Origin of the sequence: Pseudomonas sp. HN2, assembly GCF_020736465.1 — a bacterium.
Lineage (GTDB): Bacteria > Pseudomonadota > Gammaproteobacteria > Pseudomonadales > Pseudomonadaceae > Aquipseudomonas > Aquipseudomonas moraviensis_A.
Genome location: NZ_CP085885.1, coordinates 2,509,928 through 2,524,614, shown reverse-complemented (window position 1 = coordinate 2,524,614; position 14,687 = coordinate 2,509,928). Strand labels below are relative to the sequence as shown.

The 14,687-nt window shown below is 60.2% G+C and carries 14 protein-coding genes; 6 read left to right on the top strand and 8 right to left on the bottom strand.

Annotated features, from left to right (window positions below):
• Positions 1 to 3: 3 nt before the first annotated feature.
• From LIS66_RS11080 to LIS66_RS11065, 4 genes are all read left to right on the top strand, one after another.
• The gene (locus LIS66_RS11080; RefSeq protein ID WP_227974256.1) at positions 4 to 1,230 is read left to right on the top strand and encodes an ATP-grasp domain-containing protein; all 1,227 of its coding nucleotides are present in this window, start codon (positions 4 to 6) and stop codon (positions 1,228 to 1,230) included.
• Positions 1,231 to 1,261: 31 nt separating this feature from the next.
• Positions 1,262 to 2,158 carry an EamA family transporter gene (locus tag LIS66_RS11075; RefSeq protein ID WP_227974255.1) on the top strand — a complete coding sequence of 299 codons (897 nt, stop codon included), beginning with the start codon at positions 1,262 to 1,264 and terminating at the stop codon, positions 2,156 to 2,158.
• 80 nt (positions 2,159 to 2,238) lie between these two features.
• Complete coding sequence (locus tag LIS66_RS11070) at positions 2,239 to 3,525, top strand: aminotransferase class V-fold PLP-dependent enzyme (RefSeq protein ID WP_227974254.1); 1,287 nt, start codon at positions 2,239 to 2,241, stop codon at positions 3,523 to 3,525.
• 110 nt (positions 3,526 to 3,635) lie between these two features.
• Positions 3,636 to 4,817, top strand: coding sequence for an MFS transporter (locus tag LIS66_RS11065; RefSeq protein WP_064361951.1), 1,182 nt, complete (start codon positions 3,636 to 3,638; stop codon positions 4,815 to 4,817).
• A 77-nt stretch (positions 4,818 to 4,894) separates the two neighbouring features.
• On the opposite strand, the gene LIS66_RS11060 is transcribed toward LIS66_RS11065, so the two are convergent.
• From LIS66_RS11060 to LIS66_RS11040, 5 genes are all read right to left on the bottom strand, one after another.
• Positions 4,895 to 5,032 (bottom strand): hypothetical protein, encoded by a 138-nt coding sequence (locus LIS66_RS11060; protein ID WP_165839178.1) that lies wholly within the window; start codon positions 5,030 to 5,032, stop codon positions 4,895 to 4,897.
• A 40-nt stretch (positions 5,033 to 5,072) separates the two neighbouring features.
• On the bottom strand, positions 5,073 to 5,300 hold the full coding sequence (locus LIS66_RS11055) for a PLD nuclease N-terminal domain-containing protein (RefSeq protein ID WP_227974253.1): 228 nt from the start codon (positions 5,298 to 5,300) through the stop codon (positions 5,073 to 5,075).
• A gap of 86 nt (positions 5,301 to 5,386) precedes the next feature.
• Positions 5,387 to 5,842: a DUF421 domain-containing protein gene (locus LIS66_RS11050; RefSeq protein WP_227974252.1), complete on the bottom strand. Its 456-nt coding sequence runs from the start codon at positions 5,840 to 5,842 to the stop codon at positions 5,387 to 5,389.
• A gap of 7 nt (positions 5,843 to 5,849) precedes the next feature.
• Positions 5,850 to 6,368 carry a hypothetical protein gene (locus tag LIS66_RS11045; RefSeq protein WP_227974251.1) on the bottom strand — a complete coding sequence of 173 codons (519 nt, stop codon included), beginning with the start codon at positions 6,366 to 6,368 and terminating at the stop codon, positions 5,850 to 5,852.
• Complete coding sequence (locus tag LIS66_RS11040; RefSeq protein WP_042609609.1) at positions 6,365 to 6,874, bottom strand: CinA family protein; 510 nt, start codon at positions 6,872 to 6,874, stop codon at positions 6,365 to 6,367. The genes LIS66_RS11045 and LIS66_RS11040 overlap by 4 nt, the downstream gene beginning before the upstream one ends.
• 165 nt (positions 6,875 to 7,039) lie before the next feature.
• On the opposite strand from LIS66_RS11040, the gene LIS66_RS11035 reads away from it, so the two are divergent.
• The gene (locus LIS66_RS11035) at positions 7,040 to 9,424 is read left to right on the top strand and encodes a DUF3772 domain-containing protein (RefSeq protein ID WP_227974250.1); all 2,385 of its coding nucleotides are present in this window, start codon (positions 7,040 to 7,042) and stop codon (positions 9,422 to 9,424) included.
• A 108-nt stretch (positions 9,425 to 9,532) separates the two neighbouring features.
• Positions 9,533 to 9,994: a DUF3574 domain-containing protein gene (locus LIS66_RS11030; RefSeq protein ID WP_227974249.1), complete on the top strand. Its 462-nt coding sequence runs from the start codon at positions 9,533 to 9,535 to the stop codon at positions 9,992 to 9,994.
• A gap of 227 nt (positions 9,995 to 10,221) precedes the next feature.
• On the opposite strand, the gene LIS66_RS11025 is transcribed toward LIS66_RS11030, so the two are convergent.
• The 3 genes from LIS66_RS11025 to LIS66_RS11015 form a co-directional block, all read right to left on the bottom strand.
• Positions 10,222 to 12,603: a TonB-dependent receptor plug domain-containing protein gene (locus LIS66_RS11025; RefSeq protein ID WP_064361955.1), complete on the bottom strand. Its 2,382-nt coding sequence runs from the start codon at positions 12,601 to 12,603 to the stop codon at positions 10,222 to 10,224.
• 259 nt (positions 12,604 to 12,862) lie between these two features.
• Positions 12,863 to 13,528, bottom strand: coding sequence for a sulfite oxidase-like oxidoreductase (locus LIS66_RS11020; RefSeq protein ID WP_227974248.1), 666 nt, complete (start codon positions 13,526 to 13,528; stop codon positions 12,863 to 12,865).
• Positions 13,529 to 13,609: 81 nt separating this feature from the next.
• On the bottom strand, positions 13,610 to 14,665 hold the full coding sequence (locus tag LIS66_RS11015; protein WP_227974247.1) for a substrate-binding domain-containing protein: 1,056 nt from the start codon (positions 14,663 to 14,665) through the stop codon (positions 13,610 to 13,612).
• Positions 14,666 to 14,687 lie beyond the last annotated feature (22 nt).

The window sequence follows — 14,687 nt, the reverse complement described above, 5'->3', positions numbered from 1 at the left end:
GGCATGAAAATTCTCATCCTTCACCGTGTGCCCTATCCACGCATCGAATATCACCGCGGCATCGATCACGATCTGCATGAGGTCACGTATCTGGGCAAACAATCGGCCATCGATACGCTGCCTGCAGACTTGCGTTGCACAGCCGTAACAAGGGCCGGTCTGGGCAGCGCATTCGAGGAGACGCTGGCCTGGCTGGCGCAATATCCGCAAACCTTCGATCGGATCATTTCCATGTCCGAATACGAACTGCTCGACGCGGCGCGCCTGCGTGAAGCGCTGAATGTCGAAGGCGCTTCGCTGCAAGCGGTCACCCTGGCGCGCAACAAGCTGGCGATGAAAGCGGCCGTTCAAGCCAGTGGGTTGCGCGTGCCGCGCTTCATGTCGCTTGAGCGTTATCTGGCATTTCAGGGCCGGGTTCCCTGGAACGGTGCGACCGTGCTCAAACCCCACAGCGGCGCGTCCAGCATGGATGTCAGCATCCACCCAGCAGCGGGCGCCTTTGATGCGATCCGGCAAACGATCAGCGAGCTTTCATTGCCCATCGCGGACTTTCAGGTTGAGGAATACATCAGCGGCTCTATTCGTCATTTCGACGGACTGGTGCTGAACGGGCAAATCGTCACCCTGCTGGCCAGCGAGTACGTCGGCACCTGCCTGGATTACATGGAGCGCGGACATCCACTCGGTTCCTGGCACCTGCAGGTCAGCGCCGGGATGCAGGCCTGGGTCAGCACGGCGTTGCAGGCCGTGCAGATTCACAACGGCGCATTCCATCTGGAAGCGATCATGGATGCTGACGAACCGGTGTTCCTGGAGGTGGGTAATCGCGTCGGCGGCGCTGACGTGGTGGCGACCTATGAACTGGCCACCGGCATTCACCTGCCATCGCTGGAACTGCGCATTCACGTGGACGGCGAATTGAACACTGCGCATTTGCCCGACCGCCAGCCGGATCTGGGCTTCGGCTGGTTCGTTTTCCCCGGTCACACGCATTCACAGCGGTTGTATCAAGGGCTGGACGGAGCCGAGGAATTACGCGCGAGCCCGTTCATCGTGCAATGGAACGAACTGCCGCCAGGTGCCTTGCTGCCCGAGCATGTGACCTACTCCGCGTTCGAGGCGCCACTGGCCGGTATCGTCAAGACAAGCGAACCGCAACAGACCCGAGACTGGATGCGCACGTTGTTCGACCGCGTGAGCCTCGCCCGCAACCTGACTTCCGTAGCGTGAGCCGACCTACCTCTCCACAAGGCAAATAACCATGAAACCACTGCACGTAGTGTTGGCTGTATTGATAACGGCGATCTGGGGTGTGAATTTCTCGGTGATAAAACTGGGGCTGGCGACGGTAGATCCGTTCATTCTGGCGGGTATCCGCTTCAGCCTGTGCGCCTTGCCGGCGATCTTTTTCATTCGCAAACCCGATGTCCCGTGGCGCTACATCATCGGCTACGGCCTGGTGTTCGGCATCGGACTGTGGGGCGTGGTCAACCTGGGCATCAAGGCGGGGCTGTCTGCGGGCATCGCTTCGCTGGTGCTGCAGTTCAGCGCATTCTTCACCATCCTCCTCGGTGGCTGGGTGTTCAAGGAAGCCCTGACCCGCTTTCAGGTTCTGGGAATGTTGATCGCGCTGGCCGGCCTGCTGTGCATCATCAGCATCAGCGACGGATCGGTAAGCCTTTCCGGGGTATTGCTGGTCCTGGTGGGTGCGGCGTCGTGGAGCGTTGCCAACATCATCAACAAGAAAGCCAGCACCCGTGATGTCTTCGGTTTTCTGGTCTGGTCGAGCGCTTTCGCACCGATCCCGCTGTTTGCGCTGGATTACGCCGTCAACGGTAGCGTCGGTTACACCACACTGGTCAACCAGATCGATACCATGGCGGTCTTGTCGATCCTTTTCCAGGTCTACCCCAATACCTTGTTCGCGTACTGGATCTGGAACTCGTTACTCAAGACCTATCCGGTTTCGACCGTCGCTCCGCTGTCGTTGCTGGTGCCGATTTTCGGCATGCTCGGCTCGGTCGTGGTGTTCAACGAAAGCGTGCCACTGAACAAAGTGCTGGCGGTGGTACTGATCGTGGTCGGTCTGGCGGTCGGCCTCTATGGTCAGCGGATTTTCAATGCTATGTTCGCGCGCCCTGCGCGCACTTCACTATGAATCGACAGGGAATCGGTATGGGTCTGGGAAGACGTGATTTCATGGGCGCCACTGTAGGAGCGACCCTGATTGGAGGCAGCATGATTGCAGGGTTTGCCAGTGCACAGGCGGGGCAAGAGCCCGCGCAGGATGAAACCGCGGCGACATTCGATCCGGGCGACTGGGCATCGGTGCGTGCGCAGTTCAATCTGTCGCCGCAGTTCGTGCACATTTCCAACTTTTTTCTGGCATCCAATCCCAGACCCGTGCGCGAGGCGATGGCCCGTCACCGTCAGGCATTCGATGAAAATCCCTACACTTATCTCGAGGACAACATGTTTGCCAGGCCCGAAGACATGGTCTGGCGCAAAGTCTGCGCCGCTGCGGCCGACTATACCGGTGGCCGAGCCGAAGACATCGCCCTGACCACCAGCACCACGCAGGGTCTGGCGATGGTCTACAACGGCCTCAAACTGACACCGGAGCAGGAAATCCTCACCACCCATCACGAATGGTATACCCACGACGAGGCCATGCGCCTGGCGGTGCTCAAGTGGGGCGGCAGCATCCGCCGCATCGACCTCTACCAGGGTCCGGAGGATGTCAGTACCGATGCCATTGTCTCGCGCATCGAAGCCGCCATCCGGCCATCGACCCGCATCCTCGCCATGACCTGGGTGCATTCCGGCACAGGCGTGCGCTTGCCGGTCAAGGACATCGGCGCGTTGGTCACGCGGCTCAACGGGGACCGCTCAGAGGCTGACCGGATCATCTATGTGATCGATGGTGTGCACGGCTTCGGCTGTTCCGAGGCGCAAGTCGCCAGCCTGGGTTGCGACTTTTTCAGCGCCGGAACACACAAATGGATTCTTGGCCCTCATGGCACCGGGCTGGTCTGGGCTCGCGAGGGTCAGTGGCCACAGGTGATTCCGACCATACCGACCATCATGGCTGCCGAGCCCGCCAACGCCTGGCGCCAGGAGCGCGACCCGCAAGGGCAAACGCAAGCAGCCTGGGTCAGTCCCGGCGGCTTCCTCGCATTTGAAAACCAGTGGGGTGTGATCGAAGCCTTCGACTTCATCAAGAAAATCGGCCGCAAGCGCATCGCCGATCGTGTAGCCGAGCTCAACGGACAATTGAAAGAAGGCCTGGCGAAGCTGCCCAACGTGCACCTGCACACGCCCTGCTCCGCCGAGTTCTCCGCCGGCATCGTCTGTTGCGATGTCCAGGGCTGGACGCCGAAGGATGTGGTGGCGAAGTTGAAAACGCAGAACATCATCGCCAGTGCCACACCGTATCGGCACTCCACGGTTCGATTCTCCGCCGGGATCATCAACACCCCGCAGGACATCGAGCAAACCCTCAGGGTCATGCGCACTTTCGCCTGAACCGGCCTGGACCGAAGTCAGCCTCCAGCCAGCGTTTTCTGCGCGGGCTGAGGCTGACCTCGGCTATTCGAATGATTGAAGCGCGCCTTTCCATGGGCAGGAACAATGACATGAATAAAAACAACGAGACTCCCGGAGAACTGGCGATTTTCCTGTTCTGCTCGACGGTCTACCGGCTGTTTTCCGGGGCATTGCTGGTGTCGCTGACCTGGACCATTCTCAAACAGAGCAACGACGATTACCTGCCGTTGGCACTGGCGATCTTCTGCTCGTTCATACCCGCTTTCATCACCCCGATGATGATCAAACGCCTGTCGCGCAAGATGAATGGCCGGCAGATGAGCAGCTTGTTCATTCTGTGCCTGGCCGGTCTTGCCATGATCTCCGGACTTTCGAGGAACTACACCGTCGGGCTGCTGATCACCAACCTCTTCGTCTGGTTGATGGTGATGTCACTGGAGGCCAGCCTGGACATGTGGTTTACCCAGCTGCAACGGGGGATGAACGAAGTCAGCGTGCGCCGCATCAGTGGCGCCACTACCGCCACCAGCCAGGCCGCATTGATGATCGGCCCGCTGCTCGCGGCGGGGCTGATGCCTATTTTGAGCGGTATCGGTTTTGCTCTGGTGCTCAGCGGCGGCTTCCTCCTGGTTGCCGGCATCTGCCATACCCGTGACAGTGTGCCGACCGTCATCGAGCCTGCCAGCACGCGAGCAGTTCCGGCGCCGCTGCCGCTGACCCTGTTTGTGCCGATGCTGCTGATCTGGCCCATCCTCGGGGCGTTCAACTTCATGCTGCCGGTTTATGTATCCAACCATGGCTGGTCATTATTGGAGCTCGGCGTACTCGACGCGGTGTTTGGCCTGGGCATGGCGCTGATCGGGGTGCTGGTGATCGTTGCCAACACCGGGCGCAATCTGCTGGCGTATCTGTTTGCCCTGATCGCGCTGGCACTGATCGCCACCGCAATGTGGGTGCTGATGCCCGACACCCTCGTACTCAAAGCACTGAGCCTGTTGATTCTTGGCATGGCGTTCGGTGGCGCGCGTGTACACATCCGTGCTGCGATTGCCTGCCGATACAGTGAAGCCGCCGTCGGACTCTACGTCAGCAAGGCCAATGCGCTGGCGACGCCCGTGCTGTTCCTGATACTGACGCTGCAACTGGCGATTATCGAAAATGCCTGGCTGTTGCCCTTCGCGTTGGTGTGTCTATCCGTGGGGCTGCTGCTTCAGACTTCAGCCACGCGTTTCGCCAGAGGGCAGGCCCCCATCGAAACCGTAGGGGCCTGACACCGGCGTGTAAGGAGGCGGTCCACCATGGACTGCCTTCGCGAGCAAGCTCGCTCGCGTGTGTCGTGTTATTCGGGTTAATCCGCCTTCTTCTGCTCCATTTGCACGGAGGCCTTGCTGTTGTCTTCGTCCTTGCTGGTGGCTTTGTTCGAATCGAAGCAGCCGTGCAATAGGAACATTGAGCAGAAGCCAAGGCATACACAGATTTTTTTCATGACGATCTCCTTAAAAGCAGTGGTCAGGTTGCATCAAATATCAGCCCTTGCTGTGCTCCGGCGACGAAGGCCCTTCCTTGATGCCGCGCGGGCCGGCGATGCCCCACACGATCAGGCCGAACACCGGGAACACGATCAAGCCGATCGCCCAGGCGGCTTTGACGCCGACGCTTTTGTTGCTGCGAAACACGCTGACGATCGCCCACAGGTCAACCAGCAGAATGATCACCGCCACGGCGATGGAAAAATAACTCGCTGCCTCGTTCATTTCGCGATCCTCCAATGACTGGTAAGCATTGGGCTGCGAGGCCTTTTGAGCGTTCAAAAAAATTGCGACCGCATGGTGCCAAAGGCTCAGCCGCCTTCCGGATCCTGGCGGATCACGGAAATCTTGCCGTTGCGCTCAATGATCGCGAATTTGATCTGCTCGATGGTTTCAATGCCCTGACTCGAACGGGCCGCCTCCATGACATCCGCCTCGACCAACCGCGCATGGCGCAGACGCCGATGCAACAGCTTGCCGTTCTCGACGATGATCGTCGGCTCGCCATCGATCAGGCGCGAGATCCAGCTGGAACGCTGTTTGAGCAGGGAAAACCCGACGTCGATGGCGATCAGTGTGATGATCACCAGAAACGCATTGGTCAGGGAGAAATCATCGCCCAGCAGCGCTTGCTGAGTGGCTTCACCGATGATCATCAGCAAGACGAAATCGAAAGTGGTCAGCTCGGCCAGCGAACGGCGGCCGGCAATTTTGAACAGCACCATCAGTGCCAGATACATCGCGAGTGCGCGCAAGACCGAATCCATGGGTCACCTACGGAAATATGAATTGAGTGAGCTGCACATCGTTCGAGCCCGTCGCTTTGATATCACTGCGATACAGGCCGAGTCCGTCGCCGCGCAGGGTCAGATAAAGCGTCGCCTGGCCCTGCGCATCCGCCTGCAACCACAGGCGCATGCCTTGCGCTGAACTGCGCATTCGCACGGGCGCCGGCTGCATCGTCTCAATGCTGAAGCCGTCGAGCATCTCACCGCCGATGTCCAGTTCGACGGTGGCCTCCGGCGTGGTGTGCACGCTGAGCTTCAGCGGGTTGGTCGAGCCGTTGCGGTGGAACATTTCGTACTCGATCTGGACTTTGCCGTCATCGCTGCGGGCATCCCGGGAACTGAGCACGCCACGGGAAAACAGCCCCAACAGGCCGAGCAGCATGCACACCACCAGCAGATACCAACCGATGTGTTCGAAGCGCCAAACCTTCAACTGATATGCCATGTCTTCCTGTACCGGGAACTGCCTGCTGCGCAGATCGGGGTGATCAGCATCATCCTTCATTGACTCCACCCTCCTTCACCGCGCAAGGCGCGACGGTGGAAATCAGGCAATTGCTGCAAGGCGAATTCCGAGGCGCGGGTCTGCACTTCGCAGCGCGATCCGGGAAACCATTGCTGCGTACTGAACAGAAAATGCCGGTCATCGAACTGAAATGCCCAGGCGAAACACACCGTACCGGCCTTGATCCCATCCATATCGTCGGGGCCAAGAATGCCGGTGGTGGCGACCGCGACGTTGGCGGTGCTGTCGCGCAGCGCACCGATGGCCATTTCACTGGCGACTTCCACGCTGGTCAGGTTGAAGGTCTCCATGGTCGCCGGGCGGACGTGCAGCAGGCGCTGCTTGGCCTGCGGCGAATAGACCACGTAGCCGCACTCGATCAGCTCGCCGCTGCCGGGCACTGCCGACAACAGCATGACGATTTCCCCCGCCGTACAGGACTCGGCGGTGGTGATGATCAATGAATGTTGGCGCAGGTATTCAATCGTATCGTTGGCGATGGACATGGCGTGCTCTCGAAGCTTTTATTGCCGGTTGACCGTACGCTGCGCTGATCATTCCGCTGGAATTGACGCGTGTGCAGATGGTCCACGCCGAGAAAGTTTTCCGCCCCATTCGGCGCGATCACCTACCCTCATAGACTGTGTGATCCACTCGAGCCCGCCGCCGTCATGCGCTGTTCATTCAAGTCGTTGTTTTTGGCCTTGTTCCTGCTGCTGATTCCGGCCAGTGCTTCGCTGTGGGCGGCAGACCTGCCGACGCCGGCCCAATCAAGCGCGGCGCCGCTGCCGGTGATTTCGCAAAGTGATCTGCAAGCCTTGCAACAACGGCTCGACGGGCTCAAGCAGCAGATTTCGGCGGCGAACAATTACAACCAGCTCGAAGGCCCGCAGGATCGGGTCCAGGCGTTCATTCTCGATGTTGATCGGTTGTCGGCTGCGCTGTTGCCGCAACAGGCGCAACTGGCGGTGCAACTGGGCGTTCTGGGCACGGCGCCAGACGCCGAGGTGGCCGCCGAGCAAGCCGATATCGTCGCGCAGCGGGCCGCGCTGGCGGAGCAGAAAAGCAAGGTCGACGGCACCCTGAAAAGCCTCGCGGCACTGAAACAGAACGCCGCCGATCTGATCACGCAGATTGCCGGCATCCGCCGCACATTGCTGGAAAGCGAACTGACTCTGAGTACCCGCAGCGTACTGAGTCCGCATTTCTGGGCGCCGCTGGTCAATCCGAGCGAGGATGACCGCCAGCGGCTGCGCCTGTTCGTTACACAGGTAGGTGACGTCTGGGCCACGGTCTGGGCGCCGGGCGAGCGTTTTTACACCTGCGCGCTGGTGCTGTTGGCGCTGCTGGTGTGGACGTTCGGCCGGCGTCTGGCTGAGCGCGGGCTGACCTGGTTTTGCATTCATCGTGTAGCGGAGGGGCGCTTGCGCCGCAGTGCCCTCGCGTTTGCTTCGGCCGCCGCGACCTTCATCACCACCGCCATCGCCCTGAAATTGCTGTTCTACGCCTGCACCCGCCACGACGCCCTGCCGCCGGTGCTGGAAACCTTCTCCGAAGAGTTCGAAAAAGTCGTGTATGCCTGCGTGCTGATCACCGGGCTCAGCCGGGCGTTACTGTCGACCGAGCATCCGTCGTGGCGCCTGCCGGGCATTGCCGATCCGGTGGCGCTGGCCCTCAGGCCTTATCCGCGAATTCTCGCCTGCTCCTTACTGGTATTGGTGACGCTGGTGCAGGTCGGCAACGCCACGGGCATGAGCAGCCAGATCGTCATGGCCGGGCGCGGCGTGATTTCAATCGTGGTGCTGGCGATCATCGGCACCCTGCTGTTGCGCGTCGGCAAAGTGCGCAAGGCACTGGTCGCGGCCAATGACGCCTCGGCGACAAACAGCGTGTTCGCCGGGCTGATCTACAGCGTCGCCAGCGTTTCGATGTTTGTCACGGCCATTGCACTGCTTGCCGGTTACGTGTCGCTGGCGCGCTTCATCAGTTATGAACTGGTGTGGAGCTACATCGTGCTGTCGGGCTTCTACCTGCTGATTCAGTTGGTCAAGGACGCCTGCGAGCACCTGTTTTCACCGAAACACGCCAGCGGCAAGGCGCTCAAGCAGTTGCTCGGCATCAGTGATCGGCGTCTGGATCAGATTTCCATTCTGCTGTCCGGTTTCAGCCGCGCGGGACTGATGTTGATGGCGCTGATTTCGTTGTTCGTCGGCGGCATCGGCACCACGCTGGGCCAGTTGCTGACCAATATCATGTCGATCCTTGGTGGCGCCGGTTTGCGCAAGCTGAACATCGTCCCGGGGCATCTGCTCAACGCGCTGCTGGCGCTGATGATCGGCATCTGGCTGATCCGCGCATTGAGCCGCTGGCTCGACGAAGAGTTCCTGCCCAAGACCGACATGGACCCCGGGATGTGCGCGTCGCTGAGCACGCTGTTTTCCAATATCGGCTACGCCTTTGTGATTCTGCTGACGCTGTCGTCGTTGGGCGTGCAGTGGACCAACCTCGCCTGGATCGTCAGTGCGCTATCGGTGGGCATTGGCTTCGGCCTGCAGGAGATCGTCAAGAACTTCGTGTCCGGCCTGATTCTGCTCACCGAGCGCCCGGTCAAGGTCGGCGACTTGATCAGCATCAGTGGCGTGGAGGGCGACATCCGCCGGATCAACGTGCGCGCCACGGAAATCCAGCTCAGCGACCGCTCAATCGTGATCGTGCCCAACTCGCAGTTGATCTCGCAGAACCTGCGCAACGTCACCCTCGGCGGCAGTGCTCAGGGCGTGGCGTCGCTGGAGCTGATGTTTCCACTGGATATCGATCCTGAGGAGGTCAAACAGCTGCTGCTCGACGCTTATCACGAAAATGAAACCATCCTCGATAAACCGGCACCGTTCGTGCGCTTCAGCAAGTTGTCGCCGGACGGCATAACGCTCACGGTCACCGGTTATGTCGGCAGTCCGAGGATCGTCGGGCTGACCAAAAGTGATCTGTTGTTCGAAGTGCTCAAGCGCCTGGGCGCCGCGGGCATTGCGCTGGCGAAGCCGCCGGCGCCGCCGTGATCGGGTTATTCCCCACGCACCTATCAAGCTGCTTTTTCGGTCTTTATTGGCGCTTGGGCCGCAACCTTATACTCCAGCGGCTTACCCCACTTTCGATAAGGATGCTTCATGCCTCGACGTCTGTTAATGGCGACGCTTTTGCTCACGGTCGCCGGTTGCGCCAGCCCTCCTCCTGCGTCCGTCCACACGTTCGATCCCGCCAGTTCGACCCTGCAAGGCGATGCCTCACGGCCGGCGCAGGCCCAGTGGATTCGCACTGAACTGTACTTTTCCGTCGGTTCGCTGGATGGCCAGGAAGGCGCTGTCAGCCCCGCGCGCTGGCGCGAGTTTCTCGATCAGCAAGTCACGCCGCGCTTCCCTGATGGCTTCAGCGTGTTCGATGCATACGGGCAATGGCGCGACAAGGGCGCGAAGGAACCAGAGCGCTTGAGCACCAAGGTGATCGTGATCCTGCATGAGAACAGCGCAAAGCGTTCGAGTGACATCGAAGCCATCAGGTTGGCGTACAAGCGGATCACTGGCGATTTGTCGGTACTGCGGCTGTCGCAACCGGCACAGGTGTCGTTCTGAAACGCCCCTCACCCTAGCCCTCTCCCAGAGGGAGAGGGGACTGATTGGGGGATATTCAGCATCTGCACCGACCTGAAAAGACTTCAGTGAATCCACAATCGACCGGGTCTTTCAGGTCGATGGATGACGCAAGAAACCTCGGTCGGCCCCCTCTCCCTTTGGGAGAGGGCTGGGGTGAGGGGCGGGGTTTGACGCCGATTTCAGGCTGGAGCCCCAAACCGGCGGCATCAGAAACCATAAGTAACCCGGGCGTAGTAATACGCGCCGTTGGTACCGATGGGTGACAGCACGTCGTACGGCAGGTTGCCGCCATAATTGATCGCTGAGCCCGAGCGCTCAGGGTAGTTATCGGTGAGGTTGTTGCCGCCCACAGCGAGGTTGAATGTCGGGGTGAATTTGTATGCCACCTCCGCATCCAGCTGCCACACCGCGCCGTAAGTCTGCTCGGGTTGCGAATCACCGAAATCGAACACGCGGGTGGTCTCGCCCTGGCGGGTCAGGCGTCCGAGCAGGCCCCAGTGTTCGCTTGTCCAGTTGGCGGAAAACACGACGCGATCCTTCGGCGCGGCATCGGTCAGGGTGTTGGTCTCCTCGACGCCAACCAGAGCATCATTGCCGATGCCCAGTGCGGTCAGTTGCGACGGCGTGCCCTTGGTGCTGGTGACTTTGGTGTGGTTGTAGGTATACGCGGTGGTCAGGCCGAGTTGCCCTTCATACAACGGCTGGTGATAGTTGAGCACCAGTTCGGCGCCATCGGTGCGAGTGTCGGCGGCGTTGGTGAAGAAGTTGACGTCGTGGACGCCGGCCACGCCAAAGTTGTCGTCGATGTAACTTTCCAGAGCATCATTGCCGATCCGCTGCGACAGGGTGATGCGGTCTTTGACGTCGATGCGGAACACGTCCAGCGACGCGTCGAAACGTTCGTTCAACTGGAAAGTCAGACCGAGGCTGAAGTTCTTCGAGGTTTCCGGATCAAGCTTTTCTGCGCCGAGGGCGCGGGCGATCGGGTCGTTGACCGAGAGCACGCGGATGTCCGTCAGCGTACCGCCATCGCCGAAGTTGCTGGTGGTGTGCTGGAAGCCACTTTGCGCCAGCGAAGGTGCGCGGAAGTTGTTCGACACTGCGCCACGCAAGGCCCACTGTTGCGTCAGTTTGTAGCGGCCACTGAGCTTGCCGGTCAATTTGCTGCCGGCGTCATCGTAATGTTCCCAGCGTGTGGCAGCGTCGATGAAGAAGCGCTCGGTGAGATCGCCGGACAATTCGGCATAGGTGCCGAACACGTTGCGATCCAGATCCGACTCTTCGCTCGGGCGCAGACCGTTGGCACCATCCGCGCCGGCACCGACATAGGATGCTGCATCACCCGCGTAGGTCAGGTAGTTTTCGTAGCGGTATTCGCCACCGACTGCCAAGACGAACGAGCGCTCGCCAAGACGCAACTCACGGCTGAAATCGAGGTTGCCAGTAGTCTGGCGCAGTTCGTAGTCGCCGGTATCGAACCTGGTCGGCGAGTCCTCGCCAAGGCTGACGTTGAGGGTGCGCCGGGTCGAGCCTTCGAAGCGGTTGCGGCCATGGGTGACACTGCTGTCGAAGTCCCATTCTTCCCCGATCAAGCCCTTGAAGCCGGCGGTGGCAGAGATGTCCTTGTTGTCGCCCAACGACTGCGGCAGGTAACCATTGGGGTAGAACTGCGGTTGCTCGTACGGATAGCGATAGAACGCGGCGCCCGTGGTGTGGCGCTGGTTGTAGGTACCGAAGCTGTAGAGCTTGCCAGCGGCCAGCGGCAGTTCTCCGTTGAACCAGGCGTTGACGTCGCGCGCGAGGCCGTCGCCCATCACATAGTTGCGCTGGCCCGGGGTATCGGCGAAGCCATCGAAGCCGGCCCGGTTGGTCGGGTTGCGATTCTTGTATTCCGTGCCGCCGCGAATGAAACCGCCCTCCTCGCCCAGGCGTGTGCCGATCTTGGCCGTGGTCACGCTGTTCTGGCCGTCGGTGGTGGTCTTGTCGATCGCGTCCTGACGGGTGTGATAAGCGCCGTAACTGGTCGAGACTTCGCCGCCTTCGGGGGCGTCGTCGAGGATGATGTTGATCACCCCGGCGATCGCATCGGAGCCGTACTGCGCACCGGCACCGTCACGCAGTACCTCGATGCGCTTGATCGCGCTCAGCGGAATCGAGTTGAAATCCACTGGCGCAGTACCACGACCGATTTTCGACGAATCGTTGACCACCGCCGAGGTATGCCGACGCTTGCCGTTGACCAGCACAAGCACCTGATCGGGGCTCATGCCTCGCAGTTGCGCGGCGCGCACGTGGTCAGCACCGCCCGAGTTGGACTGACGCGGCAGGCTGAAGGACGGCAGCAGCGTCTGCAATGCCGCCCCCAGTTCACCGCCCGCAGCGCCGGCGGACTTGAGATCTTCGGCGGTCAGCACGTCCACCGGCACCGGCGAATCCAGCACCGTACGCGATGTACCGCGGGTACCGGTGACCAGCACGGTTCCGAGGCGGGATTCATCTTCGGCAGAAGTCTCTTCAGCTTGAGCAGGAAGTTGCCAGATCGCTGTCACAACAGCAGCGGCCAGTAATGAACGGGAACGGTAATGCATGTATCAGCTCCTTGAATTGCAGTTAATACCTGGCCGTTTGCCGACACTAAAAGGACGGCAATGAATGCGTAGTAATGGCTGCTGTAGTTTGGGTTTTATTACATCGGTTAATTATCTAAACACCAGTCTCTGATTGCAGATGTCCGTGTAGGAGTGAGCCTGCTCGCGATAGCGGTCTAGCATCGGACAATGATGTCGACAGATATAACCCTATCCCCGGCTGGCGAAGTCCCACATGTCGATCTGTGTTCGATAATGCTTAATCGAACTCCTTTTCCAGCCAGGCATCTTCGGCGATATCCAGTTCTTCACCACTGAAACGCTGTTCGGCAAACGGGTCAGCATGTAAATGAAAGCCGTTTTGTTCCCAAAAACCCGGTTGTTCCTGCGCTACAAATTCAAGGCCGCGCAACCATTTCGCGCTTTTCCAGAAGTATCGTCCCGCTATTACCAGCCGCAGTGGCCAGCCATGTTGCGCAGTCAGCGGTTGGCCGGCGTAATGGGTGGCCAGCAAACTTTGCGGTTGCAATAAATCGTCCAGTAACAAGTTGGTCTGGTAATCGGGGTCGGCATGGGCCATGACATACGACGACGTCGGCTGGATATCGAAAGTCTGCAACAAATCCTGCAGGTGTACCCCGCCCCACTCGGTATCGAACTTCGACCAACGCGTCACGCAATGGATATCGCAGCGCAAGACCCGTTGCGGCAGCGCCTGCAAATCGGCATAACCCAACTCGATTGGCCGGTCGAGCGTGCCGAACAGACGTAGCGACCAGTCGCCCGTATCGTATTCGGGTACCGCACCTTCATGCAGAATCGGAAAGCGCTCCGTCAGCACCTGCCCCGGCGGCAGGCGATTGCCGGACGCCGGATCCACTTTCGGAGAACGGCTTTTGCGTAAGCGTGAAGCCTTAGTGTGCATCTTCACTCCTTGTCCGAAGGTCACCCATCCCTGTGGGAGCGAGCAGGCTCGCTGCCACCAGAACAATGTCGCGGCGATGTTCTAATTCGCGACCGGAATCCACGACGCCCGCGCCACATTCGCGGTATCGCCGAACGCCGGGAGCTTCTGCGCCAGATCACGGACATTTTTCACGTCGAGATCCAGCAACTGCTGGCGGGTGATCAACGTCGGAGGCACAAGTACCTGGTGACCCGGATCCTCACCGGCGATCAGCATCGCCAGGCTGCGTACGCTGATCGCCCCGGCGACCTGCGGATTGACCGCTGCCGTCGCCGCCCAGGCGCTGCCCGGTTCTTTCATGATCTGGATGTCGGCAGTGGAAATGTCGGCACTGTAGATCTTCACTCGACTGGCCAGCCCGGCTTCATCGACGGCGATTTTCGCGCCCTTGGCGAACTCGTCGAACGGCGCAAAGATCACGCTGATGTCTGGATTGGCGCGCAGTACGGCGCTGGCCTGATCCGCCACGGAATTGGCAATCGGCGGATTCAACGTACCGAACCGGGCCTTTTCCACGATGCCCGGATTGGCTTTTTTGACCTGACTCCAGATCTCGTCGCGCCGCTCCATCGGTGTAAAGCCGCTGATGTAGACATAACCGGCGTCGAAGCGCGTGCCGTTGTCCTTGACCGCCTGATCCAGCGCCAGGCGTGCCAGTGCATGGTGATCCTGTTCGACTTGAGTCACCTGCGGTGTGTCCAGGTCGACATCGAACGCAACAACCTTGATGCCCTTGGCAATGGCTCGCTCGATGGGTGCCTTGAGGGTCTCCGCCAACCCGAGCTGGACGATGATCCCGTCGACGCCCAGTTCCGTCGCCTGATCGATCATCTCGCCCTGACTCGCCGCCTGCTGCCGCGCATCGAACACCCGCAGACTGGCGCCCAGCGCTGCGCTCTGCTGCTCCACTCCACGCAGATAGGCCTCAGGAAAATCCCCGGAAAACAGATAACCCACCAGCGCGATCTGCACCTGGCCCTGGTCGAACGGCGCCGGTGCGCCGGGCAGGGCTTTGGCCTGTGCGCTCAATGTCACCGCCGAAAACACAGCGACGGCAAAGCAACGGCGGACGAATGGGGTGATTGAACCGTGCATACAACTTCCTTGGCTGAAAGCG